The organism is Streptomyces nidicola (assembly GCF_050106155.1).
GTDB lineage: Bacteria > Actinomycetota > Actinomycetes > Streptomycetales > Streptomycetaceae > Streptomyces.
Genome location: NZ_JBNBPI010000001.1, coordinates 8802616 through 8821536 on the forward strand (window position 1 = coordinate 8802616; position 18921 = coordinate 8821536).

15 protein-coding genes and 1 pseudogene are annotated in these 18921 nt (G+C 71.2%); 13 read left to right on the forward strand and 3 right to left on the reverse strand.

Features of this window, described 5'->3' with window-relative positions:
• Nucleotides 1–9 precede the first annotated feature (9 nt).
• Genes ureA through ACOKM3_RS39745 form a run of 5 tightly spaced genes read left to right on the forward strand, consistent with a single transcriptional unit; the run spans nucleotide 10 to nucleotide 7044 of the window.
• A complete protein-coding gene (ureA, locus tag ACOKM3_RS39725) occupies nucleotides 10–609 on the forward strand; it encodes an urease subunit gamma (RefSeq protein WP_426906151.1) in 600 nt (199 codons plus the stop codon).
• Nucleotides 606–2291 (forward strand): urease subunit alpha, encoded by a 1686-nt coding sequence (locus ACOKM3_RS39730; protein WP_426906152.1) that lies wholly within the window; start codon nucleotides 606–608, stop codon nucleotides 2289–2291. Before ureA ends, ACOKM3_RS39730 begins: the two co-directional genes overlap by 4 nt.
• A gap of 21 nt (nucleotides 2292–2312) precedes the next feature.
• Complete coding sequence (locus tag ACOKM3_RS39735; protein WP_426906153.1) at nucleotides 2313–4031, forward strand: amidohydrolase; 1719 nt, start codon at nucleotides 2313–2315, stop codon at nucleotides 4029–4031.
• Entirely contained in the window at nucleotides 4028–5362 is a 1335-nt protein-coding gene (locus ACOKM3_RS39740) for an MFS transporter (protein WP_426906154.1), read from the forward strand. Before ACOKM3_RS39735 ends, ACOKM3_RS39740 begins: the two co-directional genes overlap by 4 nt.
• On the forward strand, nucleotides 5359–7044 hold the full coding sequence (locus ACOKM3_RS39745; protein ID WP_426906155.1) for a thiamine pyrophosphate-dependent enzyme: 1686 nt from the start codon (nucleotides 5359–5361) through the stop codon (nucleotides 7042–7044). Before ACOKM3_RS39740 ends, ACOKM3_RS39745 begins: the two co-directional genes overlap by 4 nt.
• 3 nt (nucleotides 7045–7047) lie before the next feature.
• On the opposite strand, the gene ACOKM3_RS39750 is transcribed toward ACOKM3_RS39745, so the two are convergent.
• Nucleotides 7048–7452: a GNAT family N-acetyltransferase gene (locus ACOKM3_RS39750; RefSeq protein WP_426906156.1), complete on the reverse strand. Its 405-nt coding sequence runs from the start codon at nucleotides 7450–7452 to the stop codon at nucleotides 7048–7050.
• 144 nt (nucleotides 7453–7596) lie between these two features.
• Between ACOKM3_RS39750 and ACOKM3_RS39755 the strand changes: the two genes are divergently transcribed.
• From ACOKM3_RS39755 to ACOKM3_RS39770, 4 genes and pseudogenes are all read left to right on the forward strand, one after another.
• The gene (locus ACOKM3_RS39755; protein ID WP_426906157.1) at nucleotides 7597–8187 is read left to right on the forward strand and encodes a TetR/AcrR family transcriptional regulator; all 591 of its coding nucleotides are present in this window, start codon (nucleotides 7597–7599) and stop codon (nucleotides 8185–8187) included.
• A gap of 116 nt (nucleotides 8188–8303) precedes the next feature.
• Nucleotides 8304–10508 (forward strand): annotated as a pseudogene (locus ACOKM3_RS39760) (MMPL family transporter); the annotation flags it as partial.
• A 126-nt stretch (nucleotides 10509–10634) separates the two neighbouring features.
• Nucleotides 10635–11450 (forward strand): MSCRAMM family protein, encoded by an 816-nt coding sequence (locus ACOKM3_RS39765; protein ID WP_426907010.1) that lies wholly within the window; start codon nucleotides 10635–10637, stop codon nucleotides 11448–11450.
• A 163-nt stretch (nucleotides 11451–11613) separates the two neighbouring features.
• Complete coding sequence (locus ACOKM3_RS39770) at nucleotides 11614–12843, forward strand: MFS transporter (protein ID WP_426906158.1); 1230 nt, start codon at nucleotides 11614–11616, stop codon at nucleotides 12841–12843.
• A gap of 70 nt (nucleotides 12844–12913) precedes the next feature.
• On the opposite strand, the gene ACOKM3_RS39775 is transcribed toward ACOKM3_RS39770, so the two are convergent.
• Both ACOKM3_RS39775 and ACOKM3_RS39780 read right to left on the reverse strand, forming a co-directional pair.
• Complete coding sequence (locus tag ACOKM3_RS39775; RefSeq protein ID WP_426906159.1) at nucleotides 12914–13843, reverse strand: aldo/keto reductase; 930 nt, start codon at nucleotides 13841–13843, stop codon at nucleotides 12914–12916.
• A gap of 46 nt (nucleotides 13844–13889) precedes the next feature.
• Nucleotides 13890–14414 carry a cupin domain-containing protein gene (locus ACOKM3_RS39780; protein ID WP_426906160.1) on the reverse strand — a complete coding sequence of 175 codons (525 nt, stop codon included), beginning with the start codon at nucleotides 14412–14414 and terminating at the stop codon, nucleotides 13890–13892.
• Between the two features lie 137 nt (nucleotides 14415–14551).
• On the opposite strand from ACOKM3_RS39780, the gene ACOKM3_RS39785 reads away from it, so the two are divergent.
• The 4 genes from ACOKM3_RS39785 to ACOKM3_RS39800 all read left to right on the forward strand — a co-directional run bounded on the left by ACOKM3_RS39785 (nucleotide 14552) and on the right by ACOKM3_RS39800 (nucleotide 18917).
• Nucleotides 14552–14992 (forward strand): RrF2 family transcriptional regulator, encoded by a 441-nt coding sequence (locus ACOKM3_RS39785; RefSeq protein ID WP_426906161.1) that lies wholly within the window; start codon nucleotides 14552–14554, stop codon nucleotides 14990–14992.
• Nucleotides 14989–15948 carry a DsbA family oxidoreductase gene (locus ACOKM3_RS39790; protein ID WP_426906162.1) on the forward strand — a complete coding sequence of 320 codons (960 nt, stop codon included), beginning with the start codon at nucleotides 14989–14991 and terminating at the stop codon, nucleotides 15946–15948. Before ACOKM3_RS39785 ends, ACOKM3_RS39790 begins: the two co-directional genes overlap by 4 nt.
• A 426-nt stretch (nucleotides 15949–16374) precedes the next feature.
• On the forward strand, nucleotides 16375–17910 hold the full coding sequence (locus ACOKM3_RS39795; RefSeq protein WP_426906163.1) for an ABC transporter substrate-binding protein: 1536 nt from the start codon (nucleotides 16375–16377) through the stop codon (nucleotides 17908–17910).
• 5 nt (nucleotides 17911–17915) lie between these two features.
• Nucleotides 17916–18917 (forward strand): ABC transporter permease, encoded by a 1002-nt coding sequence (locus ACOKM3_RS39800; protein WP_426907011.1) that lies wholly within the window; start codon nucleotides 17916–17918, stop codon nucleotides 18915–18917.
• The last annotated feature ends 4 nt before the right edge of the window (nucleotides 18918–18921 follow it).

Genomic DNA, 18921 nt, shown 5'->3' on the forward strand with positions numbered 1-18921 from the left:
CATCCGACCGTGCACTTGACCCCTCGTGAACAGGAACGGCTCGAGCTGTTCACCGTCGCCGAACTCGCGCGCAGGCGCCGCGCGCGCGGACGCCGGCTCAACGCCCCCGAGGCGATCGCCCTGATCTGCGACGAGATCCTGGAGGCCGCCTGGGACGGGCTGAGCCTGGACGAGGTGATCGAGACGGCGGAGCGGGTGCTCACCGTCGACGACGTGCTGGACGGGGTCGCCGACATCGTGACGACGGTGCAGGTGGAGGCGCTGTTCCCGAGCGGCACGTCACTGGTCGCCGTCGACCGGCCCATCGGTCCCGCGAGTGCAGAGGGCCCGGGCGCCGTACGCACCGCCGAGACTCCCATCGAGATCAACGTGGGGCGGCCGCGCGCCACCCTCACCCTCCGCAACACCGGCGACCGCGTCGTCTACATCTCCTCGCACTACCCGCTGCACGAGGCCAACCAGGCGCTGGAACTCGACCGCGAGGCCGCCCGCGGGCTGCGGCTCGACATCGCCGCCGGTACCGCCCTCGCCTTCGAACCCGGCGAGCAGCGTGAAGTCGTCGTCATCCCTGCAAGCCGCAAGACCCGTACGACCGAGGAGCGCGCATGACCAGCGTCGACCGCCGCACGTACCACGCCCTGTACGGGCCCACGACAGGCGACCGGATCCGGCTCGGCGACACCTGTCTGTGGGTGGAGGTCGAGGCCGACGACGGCACTCCTGGCGATGAACTCCTCGGCGGCTGCGGCAAGACGGTCCGTGACGGTCTCCTCGCCTCGCCGCGCTCGGATCGCGAGTCCGCCCTCGACATGGTGGTCGCCGGGGTCGTCCTGATGGACCCGGTGCTCGGTGTGCGCAAGACCGACATCGGCATCAAGGACGGCCGGATCGTCGCCGTCGGCGGTGTCGGCAACCCGGACGTCATGGACGTCGAGTACGCCATCGACTCGCACACCTCCGTGGTGCCGGGGGAGGGGCTCATCGCCACCCCCGGCGTCGTCGACAGCCACGTCCACCTGTCCTCGCCCGAGGTCGCGCCCGCCGCGCTGTCCGCCGGAGTCACCACGCTCGTCGGCATGGGGCTCGGCGGCGTCTGGGAGATCGGCTGCAACCCCACCCACAACCTGCACACCCTGATGAGCGCCTGGCAGGACACCCCGCTCAACGTCGCCTTCCTGGCCCGCGGTTCGTCCAGTTCGCGGGCGCTGCTCGACGAGATCACCCTCGCCGGGGCCGGCGGCTTCAAGATCCACGAGGACTTCGGGGCGACCCCGCGCATCATCGACACCTGCCTCGACACGGCGGAGCAGGCCGACCTGCCGGTCGCGCTGCACACCGACTCCATGAACGAGTCGGGGTACTTGAGGGACACCCTCGGCGCCACCCGCGGGCGTACCGTGCACGCGTACCACGTGGAGGGCGGCGGCGGTCACCCCGATCTCCTGGAGATCCTCTCCGAGCCGAACATCCTGCCCTCGTCGACGACACCCACCGTGCCGTACACCCCGAACACGGTCGGCGAGCTGTTCCCGATGACGATGACCGTGCACCGCCAGAACCACGCCTCCGCGAGCGACGTCGCCATCTCCAAGGGGCGGATCCGCGAGCACGCCATCGCCGCCGAGAACGCCCTGCACGACCTCGGCGCCATCTCCATCGTCAACTCCGACTCCATGGGCATGGGCCGGATCGCCGAGACCGTGCGCAGGACGTGGCAGCTCGCGCACGTCCAGGCGCTCGCGAACGGCGGCGGGGGAGTGGAACACCCCGACAACGCGCGAGTGTTGCGCTACCTCGCGAAGATCACCCTCAACCCGGCGCTCGCGCACGGCCTCTCCCACGAGGTGGGCACCGTGCAGGCCGGGCGGATGGCGGACCTGGTGCTGTGGGACCCCAAGTGGTTCGGCAGCAAGCCCGAGTTGGTCATCAAGTCCGGGTTCGTGGCGTGGGGCAACACGGGCTCGGGGTCGGGTTCCACCCGACTGACCCAACCGCGTTCCTACAAGCCCTACTTCGGGTCCCTCGGCGCCGCGCCCGCCCGGCTCGCCAAGGTCTTCGTCGCCGAGGCCGCGCTCACCGACCGCGCCGCGCGGGCGGCCTTGCCGAGCGGACTCTCGTACGCCCCGATCCGCGACAGCCGCGGCCTGACCCGCTCGGACATGCTGCACAACACGGCGACGCCCCGGGTGGTGGTGCCGCGCGAGCCCGCGCCCGTCCTCGTCGACGGCGTCGAGACGGGGACGCCGGCCGCCACCGTGGTGCCGCTCGCGCAGCTGCACCACTTCGCCTGATCCCGAGGGGGCATCCGCCACATGCAGCTCGATCTGCTCGTCCGCAACGCCCATATCCGCACCCTCGACCCCGAACGGCCCACCGCCACAACGCTCGGCGTCCTCAACGGAGTTGTCGTAGGACTCGACGAGGACGTGGCCGGCCTCGGCGCTCGTCGAGTCCTCGACGCGGGCGGCGCCACCGTCGTCCCCGGCTTCAACGACGCGCACTGCCACACCGCCTGGTTCGGCCTGAACCTGACCCAGCTCGACGTCTCCACGGCCCGCTCCGTCGACGACGTGTACGCCGCCGTGGCCGCGCACGCCGAAGGGCTCGCCCCGGACGCCTGGGTGCTGGGCGCCGGACTCGACCACAACAACTGCGGGGGCCACTGGCCGCACCGCGACGCCCTCGACCGGGCGGCGGGCGGCCGGCCCGTCTGGATCAAGCACACCTCGGGGCACGCCTGCGTCGTCAACACGCCCGTGCTGCACGCGGCCGGAGCGCTGGAGGACGGGTTCCGGGACCCGGACGGCGGCGTCGTGTCCCGCGACGAACACGGCCGCCCCGACGGCCTGTTGGAGGAGACGGCCCAGAGCCTCGCGCAGCGCCAGGTGCTGCCGTACCCGGTGGAGGCCGTCGCCGACGCCGTCGACGCGGCGACCCGGCACTACCTCACCGAAGGTGTCACCAGCTTCACCGAGGCGGGGATCGGCGGCGGCTGGATCGGCCAGACGCCGGTCGAGCTGGCGGCGTACCAACTCGCCCGCGAGACGGGCCGGTTGCACACCCGCGCCCAGCTGATGGCGGCCTCCGACGTGCTGCACCCGCTGACGGCGCACACCGACGACGACATCACCCTCGGGCTCGACCTCGGCATGCGCACCGGCTTCGGCGACGACACGCTCTCCCTCGGCCCGGTCAAGATCTTCCTGGACGGCTCGCTGCTGGGCCGCACGGCCGCCGTCACCGAACCGTTCTGCGGCTGCCCCCACAATGAAGACCGGCCCACCGGCTACTTCCAGGGCGACGCGGGCTCCATGACCGACCTCGTCGTCGCGGCCCACCGCTCCGGCTGGACGGTGGCCGCGCACGCCATCGGCGACCGCGCCGTCGACCTGGCCCTCGACGCCTTCGCCCGCGCCCACAAGGAACGGCCCCGGCAGGGCGTCCGGCACCGTATCGAGCACGCCGGTGTCGTCCGCCCGGACCAGCTGGCCCGCTTCGCCGAACTCGGCGTCGTCCCCGTCCCGCAGCACAACTTCCTGCACACCTTCGGCGACGCCATGGCCGCCGCACTCGGCCCCGAACGCACCGCCTGGTCGTATCGGATGCGCTCCTTCACCGACCTCGGGCTGCCCGTCCCCGGCAGCTCCGACCGGCCCGTCGCACCGGGCGCGCCGCTGCCCGCGATCCAGTCGATGGTCGTGCGCCTGACCGAAACAAAGATGCCCTACGGTCCCGACGAAGGCGTTCCGGCCCTTGCCGCGCTACGCGCCTGGACCGAGGGTTCCGCCCTCGCCACCGGCTTCGGCGGGCGCAAGGGGCGGCTCGCCCCCGGTTACCTGGCCGACCTCACCGTCCTGGACGGCGACCCCGTCCGCACGGACCCCGACCGCATCGGCGCGATCGGCGTCCTCGCCACCGTCGTGGGCGGCGACCCCGCCCACGACCCGCACGACCTCACCCGCACCCCCGCACGCTCCGGTCCCCCTTCCGCTCCGGCCACCCAGGCCGCCCCTCCCCAGGAGACCCCGTGAGCACGACATCCACGCCCCCGCTCAAGGACATCAGAAGGCTGTTGTTCGGCGCGTTCAGCGGCACCGCCCTGGAGTGGTACGACTACTTCCTCTACGGCACCGCCGCCGCGCTCGTCTTCAACAAGCTGTTCTTCACCGACCTGAACGCGGCCGCGGGCACCCTCGCCTCCTTCGGCACCTTCGCCGTCGGCTTCGTCGCCCGGCCCATCGGCGCCGCGATCTTCGGCCACGTCGGCGACCGCTACGGGCGCAAGGTGTCCCTCATCATCACCGTCGTCATGATGGGCGCCACCACCGGCTGTATCGGCCTGCTGCCCACGTACGGCACCATCGGCATCTGGGCGCCGATCCTGCTCACCGTGCTCCGCTTCGTGCAGGGCATCTCCGTCGGCGGGGAGTGGTCCGGCGCGATGCTGCTCACGCTGGAGCACACCCCGAAGGAGAAGCACGGCAGCTACTCCTCCGTGCCCCAACTCGGCTCACCGGTCGGCACGTTGATGTCCAGTGGCGCCTTCGCTCTCGTTGGCATGCTGCCCGACGACGCCTTCTACTCCTGGGGCTGGCGCCTGCCGTTCCTCGCCGCGTTCCCGCTGCTCGGCTTCGCGCTCTACCTGCGCGTACGCATCGAGGAGTCCCCGGTCTTCCGCGCCATGCAGGAGGACGCGGAGCGCGAGGGGCCGCCGCCCGCGCCGCTCGTCGAGGCGTTCCGCCGCACCTGGGGCCGCATGATCGTCGGTGTCGGAGCCGCGCTCCTCGGTGTCGGCGGCTTCTTCCTCATGACGACGTTCATCATCAGCTACGGCACCGGTGAACTCGGCATCGACAAACAGACGATGCTCAACGCGACGGTCGTCGGCGCCGTCGTCGAGATCGTGGTCATCATCGCCGGCGGACGCCTCGCCGACCGCATCGGCCCGTGGCGGGTGTGTGCCATCGGCGCCGCCGTCACCATGCTGGCCGCGTTCCCCGCGTTCTGGCTCGTCGACACCAAGCAGACCCCGCTGGTGTACCTCGGCGTCGCGCTCGGCATCGGCGCGCTCTCCATCCCGTACGGCCCGATCGGCGCGGTCGTCGCCTCGCTCTTCCCCGAGGAGTTCCGCTACAGCGCCGTCGCCATGTCGTACAACCTCGCCGGCGTCCTCGGCGGCTTCATCCCGCTCATCGCGGCCTCGGTCACCGGCGCGGCGGGCGGCGCCTCGTGGGGCGCCGCGCTGCTCCTCGTCGGCGTGGCCGCCTGCACCGTCGCCGGGTCGGTGGCGGCCGGTACGGTGCTGCGTCGGCACGACGCGCTCGCCTCCGGCACTCCTTCCAACGCAAAGGTTTCCGCATGACCGTGCATCACCCCGCCCGCACCGGCGGCCAGGTCCTCGTCGACCAGCTCCGGGTCCACGACGTCGACACCGTCTACGGCGTGCCAGGAGAGAGTTACCTCGCCGTCCTCGACGCCCTGTACGACGCGCCGGTCCGCATGGTGGTGTGCCGCCACGAAGGCGGCGCCGGGTACATGGCCGAGGCCTCCGGCAAGCTCACCGGGCGCCCCGGCGTGTGCTTCACGACGCGGGGACCCGGCGCCACCAACGCACTCGTCGCCCTGCACACCGCCCACCAGGACGCCACCCCGCTGGTCCTCTTCGTCGGCCTCGTGCCGCGCGACCACACCCACCGGCACGCGTTCCAGGAGCTGGACCTGCGGGGCACGTTCGGCACGAACGCCAAGCTCGTCGAGACCATCGAGGACGCGGCCCGCATACCCGAGTACGTGGCCCGCGCCTTCGCCGTCGCGCGCAGCGGCCGGCCGGGGCCCGTCGTCCTCGGTCTGCCGGAGGACATGCTGACGGATGTCGTCGAGGTGGCCGACGCCAGTCCGCTGCCGGTGCCCCAGGGCGGCGTGTCCGCCGAGGAACTGGCCGTACTGGAAGGCCTGTTGGCGGAGGCCGAGCGGCCCGTGGTGCTGCTCGGCGGCAGCCGCTGGACGGACCGGGCACGCGCCGACGTACGCGCCTGGGCCGAGGCCTGGTCGCTGCCCGTCGCCGTGGACTTCCGCTGCCAGGACCTGATGGACAACGAGGCCGAGGTCTACGTGGGCAACCTCGGCTACGGGCGCGCCAAGCCGCTCGCCGAGCTGGTGCGCGAGGCGGACCTGCTGGTGAGCGTCGGCGCGGCGCCGGGTGACGTCTCGACGGACGGGTACCGGATGCTGCCCACGGTCGGCGGCGACGGGACGGGCCCGCGCCTCGTGCAGGTGCTCCCCGAGGCGCAGCCGCCCGGCGTCGTCCACCGCGCCGAACTCTCCCTGGTCGCCGCGCCCGAGGCGTTCGGCACCGCGATACGGCCCCTGCGGCCCGCCGCGCCCGTGCCCTGGGCGGAGCGCACCAAGCAGGCCAGGGCCGCGCACCTGACCGCCCGCACACCGGAGCCGGACGGCGACCCGCTCGACCTCGGCGCGGTCTTCGCCCACCTCGACAGCCGGCTCCCGGAAGACACCATCGTCACGTTCGGCGCGGGCAACCACGCGATCTGGGCGCAGCGCTTCCTGACGTACCGCGACGGGATGCGCCAACTCGGTCCGCGCAACGGCTCGATGGGCTACGGCATCCCCGCCGCCGTGTCGGCCGCCATCGCGCATCCGGACCGCCGCGTCGTCTCCGTCGCGGGTGACGGCTGCTTCCTGATGAACGGATCGGAGCTCGCCACCGCGATGGCCGAGGGCGCGGCGCCGCTGATCCTCGTCCTGGACAACGCCCAGTACGGCACGATCCGCGTGCACCAGGAGCGGGAGTATCCCGGCCGGGTGAGCGGCACGGCCCTCGGCAACCCGGACTTCGCCGTGTACGCCCAGGCCTTCGGCGCCCACGGTGAAACGGTCACCACGACCGAGGAATTCGCCCCGGCCCTGGACCGCGCGCTGGAGTGCGGCCGCGCGGCGATCATCCAACTCAAGGTGACGGAAGGGCGGTTGTCCCCCGGCGTCACCGTCGCCTCGCTGCGCGAGAGGGGGCGCGCCAAGGGCTGAGCCTCAGGGGCGCAGATGGATCAGGCCCGCCTCGGTGGGCCGGAATCCGCACGCCTCGAAGTAGAAGTCGCGGAGTTCGGGCTCGAAGTCGACGTGGAGCCACTCGCAGCCCGACTCCCGCGCACGGGACGCCGCGAGGCGCACCACCTCCGTGCCGATGCCGCGATGCTGGTGTGTGCCCCGGGTCTTGGTGTCGATCAGGAAGGCGTGGTCGCCGCCGTCCCACGCCACGTTCACGAAGCCGACGAGGAGCCCGCGCCCGTCGCGGGCCGTCACCCAGCCGAGGCTGTACTTCCGGACCTTGGCCCACCAGCCGGCGACATCGTTGCCGCCGTGGGACCGGACCAGGTCGACCATCTCCTCGTCGGACACCGGGTCGCGCCATGTGCAGGTGATCGCATCGTCCATGAGGCCTCACCCTGGCACAAGGCGTGATCGCCGCCACGTACGAAACGGTTTCGTTTCATCTCGTCGGCGCGATAGCCTGCCGACGTACGAAACCGTTTCGTTCGGCAAGGATGCCGTGCGTGAGAGACCTGGACGTGATGCTGCGTGCCCGAGACCGGCACCGTGCGGCGCAGACGCATGACGGCGGAGCGCGAGGCGGAGTTGTACGACGCCGTGCTCGGGCTGCTGCGTGAAGTCGGCTACGACGCGCTGACCATGGACGCCGTCGCGGCCCGCACCCGGTCCAGCAAGGCCACGCTCTACCGCCAGTGGGGCGGCAAGGCCGCGCTCGTCGTCAAGGCGATGCGGCACCACAAGCCGGTCGACATCGCCCAGATCGACACCGGCACCCTGCGCGGCGACCTCCACACGCTCGCGGGCAGACACGACGACTGCTCGGTCGAGGAGTCGACGGCGCTGATGCGGGGACTCGCCATGGCGATGCACACCGACCGGGATCTGCTGCGCGCGTTCCGGGAGTTGCTGATCGAACCGGAGCTGGAGGAGCTGGACCAGGTCCTCCAGAGAGCCGTCGCCCGGGGTGAGATCCGCGAGGACAACCCGGCGATGGACTACACGCTGCACCTGATGGTCGGAGCCATGGCGACCCGCGGCGTGATCGACGAACTGCCGCCCACACAGGAGTACCTGATCTCATACATCGACGCAGTGGTCCTCCCCGCCCTCTGCGCCTGATCCCCCCACCCGCACACCACAGACTCCCCCCTTGCACCTGACGCCACCGCTCACCGTCGTCGGGCCGAAGTCCCATGCCCAGCAACACAACACGACCTGACCGGGAGTACGCCCTCGTGGCTCGATTCCTCTACAAAATGGGCCGATTCGCCTTCCGGCGACGGTACTTCGTCGCCCTCTTCTGGGTGGTGGTCCTCGCCGCCGTGGGCGTGGGAGCCTCCCAGGCCCCCACGGCCGCATCCTCCTCTTTCTCGATCCCGGGCACCGAGGCCCAGAAGGCCTTCGACCTGCTCGAGCAGCGCTTCCCCGGCGCCAGCGCCGACGGCGCCACCGCGCGCGTCGTGTTCAAGGCGCCGGACGACGAGAAGATCACGTCCGCCGCCAACCAGAGCGTCGTGCGCGACACCGTCAAGGAGCTCGGCGGCGGCTCCGAGGTCCAGAGCGCCACCGACCCCTTCACCGCCAAGGCCGTCAGCCGCGACGGCACCATCGCGTACACGCAGGTGACGTACAAGGTCTCCGGCATGGAGCTGGAGGACTCCTCGCGCGACGCGCTGAAGGACGCCGCGCAGGACGCCCGTGACGAGGGCCTGACCGTCGAGGTCGGCGGTGACGCGCTGCAAGCCGTGCCCGAGACCGGCTCGACCGAGGTCATCGGTGTCGTCGTCGCCGCCGTCGTCCTCGTGATCACCCTCGGCTCGCTGATCGCGGCCGGACTGCCGCTGGTCTCCGCGCTGTTCGGCGTCGGCATCGGCGTCTCCGCCATCACCGCGCTCGCCAAGCCGCTCGACCTGGACTCCACGACGTCGACGCTCGCGATGATGATCGGCCTCGCGGTCGGCATCGACTACGCGCTGTTCATCGTGTCCCGGTATCGGGCCGAACTGGCCGAGGGGCGCGAGCGCGAAGAAGCCGCCGGGCGGGCCGCCGGTACCGCCGGGTCCGCCGTCGTCTTCGCAGGACTGACCGTCGTCATCGCCCTCGTCGGCCTCGCCGTCGTGAACATCCCGATGCTGACGAAAATGGGCTTCGCGGCCGCGGGGACCGTCGTCGTGGCCGTCCTCGTCGCGCTGACCCTGATCCCCGCCCTGCTCGGCATCGCCCGCCGCCGGGTGCGCCCCGCCGGGGCCAAGAGCAAGCGCAAGCAGCGCAAGGCGGAGAGCGAGGCCCAGGAACACGGCCACGTCCACGGGGAGCACGCCGAGCCCAAGCCGTCCATGGGTACCCGTTGGGCGCGCCTCGTCGTCAAGCACCCGGTCGCCGTCCTGCTGCTCGGCGTGATCGCCCTCGGCACGGCCGCCGTACCGGCGATGGACCTCGAACTCGGCCTGCCCGACGACGGTTCGCAGCCCACCGACACCACGCAGCGCAAGGCGTACGACCTGCTGTCCGAGGGCTTCGGCCCCGGCTTCAACGGGCCGCTCATGGTGGTCGTCGACGCGAAGGACAGCGACTCCCCGAAGTCCGCAGTCGCCGATGTCACCAAGACCGTCAAGGGGCTCGACGACGTCGCCGTGGTGACCCCGGCGACGTTCAACAAGTCCGGTGACACCGCGATGCTCAGCGTCGTCCCGAAGTCGAAGCCGACCTCGACGGACACCGAGGACCTGGTGCAGAACATCCGCGACGCGGGTGACGGCATCAAGACCGACACCGGCGCCGAGTTGATGGTCACCGGCACCACCGCGATGAACATCGACGTGTCGCAGAAGCTCAACGACGCGCTGCTTCCGTACCTCGCGCTCGTCGTCGGACTCGCCTTCCTGCTCCTGATCGTCGTCTTCCGTTCGATCCTGGTGCCGCTGAAGGCCGCGCTCGGCTTCCTGCTGTCCGTTCTCGCCGCGCTCGGCGCCGTCGTCGCCGTGTTCCAGTGGGGCTGGCTCGCCGACCTCATGGGCGTCGAGGAGACCGGGCCCGTGATGTCGATGATGCCGATCTTCATGGTGGGTGTCGTCTTCGGCCTCGCCATGGACTACGAGGTCTTCCTCGTGACGCGGATGCGCGAGGCGTACGTCCACGGGGAGACGGCCAAGGACGCGATCGTCACCGGATTCCGGTACAGCGCCCGCGTGGTCACGGCGGCCGCGGTCATCATGATGGCCGTGTTCGCGGGCTTCATCGGCTCGACCGAATCCATGATCAAGATGATCGGCTTCGGGCTCGCCGTCGCCGTCTTCTTCGACGCGTTCATCGTGCGCATGGCGATCGTCCCGGCCGTCCTCGCGCTCATCGGACGCGGCGCCTGGTGGCTGCCCAAGTGGCTGGACCGCGCGCTGCCGAACGTCGACGTCGAGGGCGAGGGCCTGCGCGAACTCGACGAGGCCCGCGCGGCGCGGCCCGCGGGCGGGGTGCCGGGCGGTGCCGTTCCACACCCGGCGGAGCCGGAGCGCGAGCTGGTGTCCGCGGGGGTACGCACCGAGGCCGCGGCGCAGGAACAGAAGCACCTGGTGACGGCCTCCGCCGCGGAAACCGGCGGCAGCGCACGGTCGTTCGCCCCGAGCGGCAACGGCATCCTCGGTGCTGTCCGCACGGGCGGCGGCGACGCCGTGGCGCGCGCCGCGATCACGCTGATCTCGACGGGCGGCCGGCAGATCAGCCGCTCCGTCACCGACTCCGGCGGCTCCTACAGCCTCGACGTACCCGGCGCGGGAACGTACGTGCTGATCGTCGCGGCCGACGGGCACCAGCCGCAGGCCTCGACGGTCACCGTGGACGGGGAGCTCCTCTCCCACGACATCGTGCTCACCGGCACCGGCGGACTCGCGGGTCTGGTGCGGGAGTCCGGCGGCCGCCCGGTGCCCGAGGCGCTGGTCGTCGTCACGGATGTCCGCGGCGAGGTCGTGGCCACCGCGCGCACCGGACTGCACGGCGACTTCGCCTGCGGCGGCCTGGTGAACGGCCTGTTCACGCTCGCCGTCAACGCGCCGGGCTTCCGACCGACGGCGCAGCAGGTGGAGACCGGCGCGCAGGGCGTGACCCGGGTCGAGCTCGTGCTCGGGGTCGGCAAGCGGGTCCAGGGCGTGGTGCGAGCGGGTACGGAGGACGGCCCGTTGGCCGACGCGCGGGTCACGTTGGTCGACGCGGCGGGCAATGTGATCGCCACGACGACGACCGGTGAGGACGGCGCGTACGCCTTCACCGACCTGGACGCGGGCGACTACTCGGTCATCGCCACCGGCTACCCGCCGGCCGCGCAGACGCTGCGGGTGGGCGACGCGGAGCCGGGTGATCTGGACATCAGGCTGCGGCACCCGGAGGCGTAGCCCGCCCCCCCCAGCAGCAGTCGCAGCGGTGGCACCCGTCGAGTCCGGCGGGTGCCACCGCCGTTTTCTTGGGCGACAGCCCGTCCCGCCCGCTTCCCGGGTGTGGGAGCGTGGCCGTGATCCCTTTCTTCTTGAACCGCACGCAGGAGACAGCACGTTGCCGATGGACCTGGACACCCGCCGCAGACGGACCGCCCTGTTCCTCTTCTTTCTGATACCCGGCCTGTCGATGTCGTCATGGGTGACCCGCACCCCCGACGTACGGGACCAACTGGGCGCGTCGACCGCGCAGATGGGGCTCATCCTCTTCGGGCTCTCGGTCGGCTCGATGATCGGCATCCTGTGCTCCGGCACGCTCGTCGGCCGGTTCGGCTCGCGGCCCGTCATGGGCGTGGCCACGGTGCTGATCACCGTCAGCATGGCGGTCATCGGCCTCGGCGCGATGGCGTCCTCCGCGCCCCTCGTCACCGCGGGACTGCTCCTCTTCGGCGCCGGGATGGGCGGGGGAGAGGTCGCCATCAACATCGACGGCGCCGAGGTGGAACGGATCACCGCGCGCACGATCCTGCCGACACTGCACGGCTTCTTCAGCCTGGGAACGGTCGTGGGAGCGGCCGTCGGCATCCTGTGCACGGCGGTCGAGTTCCCCGTGCAGTGGCACCTGATCGCCGTCGCCGTGGTCACCACCGCCATGTTCGGCTACGCGATCCGGGCCATCCCCGTAGGCGTCGGCAAGACGACGGGCGGCTCGTCGAAGGAGGGCGTCGCGGACGGCGCCTCCAAGGCGAAGGTGTGGCGGGACCGGCAGTTGCTGCTCCTCGGAGGCATCATCCTCGCGATGGCGCTCGCCGAAGGAGCCGCGAACGACTGGCTGCCGCTGCTCATGGTCGACGGCCACGACATGGACCCCGCGCTCGGCTCGGCCGTCTACACCGGCTTCGCCGCGGCGATGACGATCGGCCGGTTCGTCGGCGGGGTCTTCATCGGTCGGCTCGGCCGCAAGCCGGTCGTCCGCGCCAGCGCCGTGTCGGCGACGCTCGGCATCGCCCTGGTCGTCTTCTCCGACTCCGCCGCCCTCGCGAGCGCGGCCGTGCTGTTCTGGGGGCTCGGCGCCTCGCTCGGCTTCCCCGTCGCGCTCTCGGCGGCCGGTGACTCGGGCGAGAACCCGGCGGCGCGGGTGAGCCTGGTGGCGATGCTCGGCTACATCGCGTTCCTCGTCGGTCCGCCGTGTCTCGGCTTCCTCGGCGACCACTATGGACTGCGGACGGCCATGGTGGTCGTGCTCGCGTTCACGACGATGGCCGTCTTCCTCGCTCCGGCGGTGGGGTCGCGCGGTAAGGCGACGGTGGCCTCGCAGAGCGACGGCGAGCGGTCGCGGCAGCACTGCGAATGACCGCGGTGGGCCCCGCCCGTGGAGGCGGGGCCCGGTGCGACACAGGCAGTGTGTGCCCGGTGCGACAGCCCTACGGCAGCGTGTGCCCCGCCGCGCGGAACAGGCGGTACCACTCCTCGCGGGTCAGCGGGATCTCCGAGCCGGCCGCGGACTCGGCGACCCGGCCCGGGTTGGTGGTGCCGAGCACGACCTGCATGTCGGCCGGGTGCCGGGTGATCCAGGCGACCGCGATGCCGGTCGGAGTCACCTCGTACTTCGCGGCCAGCTCGTCGAGCGCGGTGTTGAGCTCCGCGTAGTTCTCCCGGTCGCCGATGAAGACGCCGTCGAAGAAGCCCTTCTGGAACGGCGACCACGCCTGCAGGGTCATCTTGTGCAGACGCGAGTAGTCGAGCAGCCCGTTGTCGCGGCTCACCGACTGGTCGAGCCCGGCCATGTTCGCGGCGACGCCCGAGGCGATCAACGGGGCGTGCGTGATGCTCAGTTGGACCTGGTTGGCCACCAGCGGCTGCCGCACCGCCGTCTTCAGCAGCTCGACCTGGCCCGGCGTGTGGTTGGAGACACCGAAGTTCACGACCTTGCCCGCCGCGTGCAGCTCGTCGAAGGCCGCCGCGACCTCCTCCGGCTCCACGAGGGTGTCCGGGCGGTGCAGGAGAAGGACATCGAGGTAGTCGGTGCGCAGCGCCGCGAGCGACTCGTCGACGGTGCGCACGATGTGCTCACGCGAGAAGTCGAAGAAGCCGGACCGGATGCCGACCTTGCTCTGGATGACGATCGACTCGCGCTCCGCGGCGCTCAGCGTGACCGCCTGCCCGAAGCGCTCCTCGCAGGCGTGCCGGGTGGGCCCGTAGATGTCGGCGTGGTCGAAGCTGTTGATCCCGGCGTCGCGGGCGCTGTCGTAGAGGACGCGGATGTCCTTGTCGGCGAGCTCCGCGATGCGCATCAGGCCCAGGACGACGTTGGAGGACGGCGCCTTGGCACCGGGGAAAGAGATCGATTTCATGGGGCCATCCTGTCCGAGTGGCCCCTCCCGATGCCAGTGTCCGCGGCTACGCTTCCTGGTCCGTGTCGGTGTCCGTGTCCGAAAGCGCGTACAGCTTAGGCAGGTTGACCACGATGGCCTCCTGCGTGCTGCGGGCGATGACGACCACGGCCTCGTCGGCGGGGTCGGGGTTCTCCTCGCGGTGCGGCACGTACGGCGGGACGAAGATGTAGTCGCCGGGGGAGGTGCGGAGCCTGACCTCCTCCTCGCCGGCGCCCGAGTCGTCGAGGAACACGAACTCCGGGTGCCCGCTCACCACATAGATGGCGGTCTCGGACTCGCCGTGGTGGTGATCGGAGGAGGCGGTCGACGGGGCGACATGCGTCTGGCCCATCCACAGCTTCTCGGACCCCACCGTGTTCCCGCTGACGGCGGCGAAGCGCCGCATGCCGCCGCTCTGCGCGGTGTCGCCGTCCAGGTCGTCGGCGCGGATGTGGTGCAGCCGCGAACGCAGGGAAGCGGAAGGGGAGTTCGGGGCGTCGTGGAGATGGGGGTGGAAGCCCTCACCGGGTGTCGTCAACGGCTCGGTCATGGTGGCGACGCTAGAGCGGTGAGAGAAAAGATGTCAAGAGGTGTCCATTGGCTCTCACCTGCGGCAATGTTCCCGCAATGTTCGGGGGAGGGAGGTGCGGACCTTGCTCTACGACGGTCTTCGGGCATCATGTGGCCATGCATATCTCCGCGAAGGCGGACTACGCCACGCGCGCGCTCCTCGAGCTCGCCCGCGCCCCCGAACAACCGCTCACTTGCGAGGCCATCGCCGATGCCCAGGGGATTCCGTTCCGGTTCCTCAAATCGGTGGTGGGCGAGCTGCGCAGGGCCGGGCTCGTGCGCAGCCAGCGCGGCTGCGTGGGCGGGTACTGGCTCGGTGTGCCGGCCGACACCATCACGCTCCTCGATGTCACCCGCGCCGTCGACGGCGAGCTGATCACCCTGCGCGGCGAGCCACTGTCCGGACTCGGCTACTCCGGCGCCGCGCGCGGCTTGCCGGGCGTGTGGCGCCAGATCGAGGCGGACGCCGCCGCCGTGCTGGGCGGGGTGACCGTGGCGGCGCTGCTGGCGGAGGCCGACGGTGGGGTGGATCCCGTCCCCGCCCAGGGTGTCGCGTGACCGGCGATCCGGTGGCACCGGGGCTCGAGGCCCCGGTGGCTCCGCGGCTCGAAGTCGTCGAGTACACCGACCCGTTGTGCCCCTGGTCCTGGGGCTCCGAGCCGACCCTCCGCAGGCTGCGGCAGACGCTGGAGGGGCAGGTCCGCTGGCGCCGGGTGTACTGCATCCTCTTCGACGACGACGATGACCCGGCCCCCGACGCCGCCGCGGAGACCGCCTGGTACGCGCGCTACATCGAGGAGATCGGCGCGCACACCCGGGCCCCGTACGCCGCCCGCCTGAGCCGGGTCGCGGCGAGCTCCTGGCCCGCGTCCCTGGTGGCGAAGGCGGCGGAGGCCCAGGGCGAGGAGGTGTCCGCGCGGGCGCTGCGCCGCTTGCGCGAGACCGTCTTCGTCCTCGGGGAGCCGGCCGACACGCTCGACCTCGCCCTGGACGCCGTACGCGACGTCCCCGGGCTCGACCCGGACCGGCTCCGGCGTGACGCCACATCAGAAGCCGTACGGCAGAAGGTCCTTGCCGATCGCGCCGAGGCCCGGCGGCCCGTCGCTGAGGTGCTCGCGCCGCCGCCCGGCGACTCGCCGCACCCCGGCGCCGCCAAGGAGACGGACGACGGGACGGGACTGCGGTACGCCCTGCCCACGGTGCTGGTGTGCGGGGAGGCGGGGCATCGGGCGGTGCCGGGATGGCGGCCGTACGACGAGTACGCCGCGGCCGTGGAGGAGTTGAGCCCCGGCCTGACGGCACCGGTGCGACCGCTGCCCGCCGACGAGGCGCTGCGCCGCTACCGCACCCTGACTGAGCCCGAGCGTTCGGCCCTGACGAGGGGGCCCTGGCCGCCCCAGGATGCGGTCCGCGCCGACACCGCGAACGGCCCGCTGTGGCTCTGCCCGAGCGAGGCCGAGGCGCATCCGGCGACCCGCCCCCACGACAACTCCGGCCCCCTGGCACCGCGTTGACCAGCGATATCGAGACGTCCCGTGTAATGAGACACCAATTGGTGTCCATTGACAGCCGGGGGCCGGGCGGGTCAGGATGTGCAGCATGCTGACGACGCACCCCGGCGTGGTGTGCCGCTACGTGGACCTGCGGCGCACGTGTAGCGCACTCTGTCGCTGACTTCCTCTCCCTCCACGTAGCCTCCCGCGTGCCTGAACGCTCTCCCTGGGGAATCCCGGGAGCCCAGGACGTCCCGGGCGCTCTTTCCTGACGGCCGGCGCTTCGAGCCGCTCATCCGTCATGCCTCCTTCACCGCGTTCCACCCTGCCCACCGGTGTGCCCAGTGCATTCCGCGGGGTGGCTGCGCGTGCCTTGTCCTTCGCTCCTTCGCGCTGCCCTCGATGCGCGGGAGCCGTCGCAGAGAGACACACATGTCCGGACGCCCCATGCCCAGAACGCGCCGACGATCCCTGAAGGCCGCCGCCCCGGCCGCGGGAGCCGCCCTCCTCCTCGTCTCCACCCTCAGCGGATGCGGTGGCGACGGCGCCTCGGCGGCGGGCGGGGGCGCCACCTTGAAGTGGACCTCCACCTACTTCCCGACCCACTGGGACCCGGTGGTCGGCGGCAGCGGCGCCCAGTTCCGTGAACTCTCCATGGTCTACGCCTCGTTGACGCGCACCGACGAAAAGGGCAACGCGGTCCCCGACCTCGCCAAGAGCTGGGACTACAACAAGCGCGGCGACCGGATCACCTTCCATCTGCGCCCGGGGCAGAAGTTCAGCGACGGCGAGCCCGTCGACGGGGCAGCGGTCAAGGCGGCGATCGACCGGGCCAAGAAGCAGAAGAACTCGGCCCTCTTCGGTGACCTCACATCGATCGAATCGGTACGGGCGAAGGGCCTCGACGCGATCGTCGACCTCAAGCAAGTCGACTACCAGATACCGCAGTTGCTGGGGCAGCGCGTCCTCCAGATAGCCAGCCCGAAGGCGGCGAAGTCCCCCGCGAAGCTCGACCAGCGGCCCGTCGGCGCCGGACCGTTCACCGTCACCCAGCTCATCCCCGGCACCAAGGCCGTCCTGAAGAAGAACCCGAAGTACTGGGACGCCAAGAACATCCACATCGACCAGGTCGAACTGACCTCGGCGCCCGACGCCTCCACCGTCGTCTCCGGTCTGCAGACCGGCGTCTACAACTTCGCCGACATCGAGCCCAGCCAGGCCGACGCCGCCAAGAAGGCCGGACTCGACGTCTTCGTCCAGCCCGGCTTCAACGCCTCCAACATCAGCCTGAACGTCAACAAGAAGCCCTTCGACAACGACAAGGTCGTCGACGCGGTCCGGCACGCGATCAACCGTCAGGAGTTCGTGGACAAGCTGACGTTCGGCTACGGGGAGGAGACCGACCAGCCGTTCCCCAAGGGGTACACGGCCTACGATCCCGCGTCGGCGAACGCCTATCCGTACGACCCGGCGAAGTCGAAGAAGCTGCTCGCCCAGGCCGGCTACAAGGCGGGTGACATCAAGCTCGACCTCGTCATCCCGGAGGAGCAGCCCGAGGCCGAGATCGTCCAGTCGCAGCTCGCGAAGGTCGGCATCAAGGTCAACATCAAGATCGACAAGAACTGGGCGACCCCGTTCTTCGCCAAGGACCTGACGTTCTCCCTGTACTCGACGACCGGCCGCGACTCCGCCGCGCAGACCCTCACCGCGCACTTCGGGCCCGACGGGCCGCTCAACCTCAGCACCCCGTACGAGCCGAAGGGCTTCGAGGACGCCATCGCGAAGGTCCGCGAGACCCGCATCGACGACCCCGACTACCCGAAGGTGCTCCGGGCCGCGACCCGCGCGGGCCTGTACAGCAAGGCGCTGGTCTTCACGTACTCCCAGCCGAACCTCATCGCCAAGAGCACAACGGTCTCCGACCTCCCGAAGAACCCGGCCCACATCGACTGGGCCGGCGTCACCATCAAGCCCGGGGCGTGAACGGCATGCCCCACACGCTGCCCCACCCCCAGAAGAGAACCGCGCATGTACTGGGCCGCGTCCTGGCCACCGTCGGACGCTCCGTCGCCATCTTCATCCCCGTCTTCGTCGTGGCGACGTTCGTGACGTTCGCGCTGCGCTCGATGAGCGGACTCAGCCCGGCCCGCATCCAGTTGGGCGAGAAGGCGACCCCGGAGGCCATCGCCCGCGTCGAGTCCCAGTGGGGCCTCGACCGGCCCTTCCTCGCCCAGTACGGCGACTGGTTCAACGGCGTCCTGCACGGGCAGTTGGGCACCAGCTGGACCAACGGCTCCGACATCTCGACCCTCATCGGGACCGGCCTCGGTGTGAGCCTGTCCGTGGCGGGCGCCGCGCTCGTCATCGGCGTGGTCCTGGGCTTCCTCCTCGGCACCGTGGCCGCGCTGCGCCGGACCACCTGGATCGACCGGGCGGTCACCGGCTTCGTCACCGTGATCTCGGTGATGCCGGCGTTCGTCGTCGGCATCGTCCTGGTCACCGTGTTCGCCGTCGGCCTCGGCTGGTTCCCGTCCGCCGGATACGTGCCGCTGGCGCAGGGGTTCGGGCCGTGGTCCCTGCACATCCTGTTGCCGGCCCTCGCGCTCAGCTGCGATGTCGTCGCCGACGTGGCGCGCCAACTGCGCACGAGCCTGATCGCCGCCTCCCGCGAGAACTACGTCACCGGGGCCGTGGTCCGGGGCCTCAGCCCCCGGCGGATCTTCCTCGGACACGTCCTGCGCAACGCCCTCGGCCCGACGCTCGCCACCCTCGGCCTCAAGTTCCCCGCCCTCGTGGGTGCCTCCGTCGTCACCGAATGGATCTTCGGCCTGCAGGGCTTCGGCCGGTTCGCCAACGACGCCGCGCAGGCCGGCGACGTACCCGCCGTCCAGGGAGTGCTCGTGGTGTCGATCGTCCTCGTCGTCGGCTTCAACCTGATCGTCAACCTGGTCCTGGCGCGTGTGACGCCGGCCGCGCAGAGGGGGGTGTGAGCCA

What these genes read in the sequence shown, in the direction of transcription:
- ACOKM3_RS39730 (WP_426906152.1), top strand. Translation starts at nt 606, where the DNA reads ATGACCAGCGTCGACCGCCGCACGTACCACGCCCTGTACGGGCCCACG.
- ACOKM3_RS39735 (WP_426906153.1), top strand. Translation starts at nt 2,313, where the DNA reads ATGCAGCTCGATCTGCTCGTCCGCAACGCCCATATCCGCACCCTCGAC.
- ACOKM3_RS39745 (WP_426906155.1), top strand. Translation starts at nt 5,359, where the DNA reads ATGACCGTGCATCACCCCGCCCGCACCGGCGGCCAGGTCCTCGTCGAC.
- ACOKM3_RS39750 (WP_426906156.1), bottom strand. Translation starts at nt 7,452, where the DNA reads ATGGACGATGCGATCACCTGCACATGGCGCGACCCGGTGTCCGACGAG.
- ACOKM3_RS39770 (WP_426906158.1), top strand. Translation starts at nt 11,614, where the DNA reads ATGGACCTGGACACCCGCCGCAGACGGACCGCCCTGTTCCTCTTCTTT.
- ACOKM3_RS39775 (WP_426906159.1), bottom strand. Translation starts at nt 13,843, where the DNA reads ATGAAATCGATCTCTTTCCCCGGTGCCAAGGCGCCGTCCTCCAACGTC.
- ACOKM3_RS39780 (WP_426906160.1), bottom strand. Translation starts at nt 14,414, where the DNA reads ATGACCGAGCCGTTGACGACACCCGGTGAGGGCTTCCACCCCCATCTC.
- ACOKM3_RS39785 (WP_426906161.1), top strand. Translation starts at nt 14,552, where the DNA reads ATGCATATCTCCGCGAAGGCGGACTACGCCACGCGCGCGCTCCTCGAG.
- ACOKM3_RS39795 (WP_426906163.1), top strand. Translation starts at nt 16,375, where the DNA reads ATGCCCAGAACGCGCCGACGATCCCTGAAGGCCGCCGCCCCGGCCGCG.
- ACOKM3_RS39800 (WP_426907011.1), top strand. Translation starts at nt 17,916, where the DNA reads ATGCCCCACACGCTGCCCCACCCCCAGAAGAGAACCGCGCATGTACTG.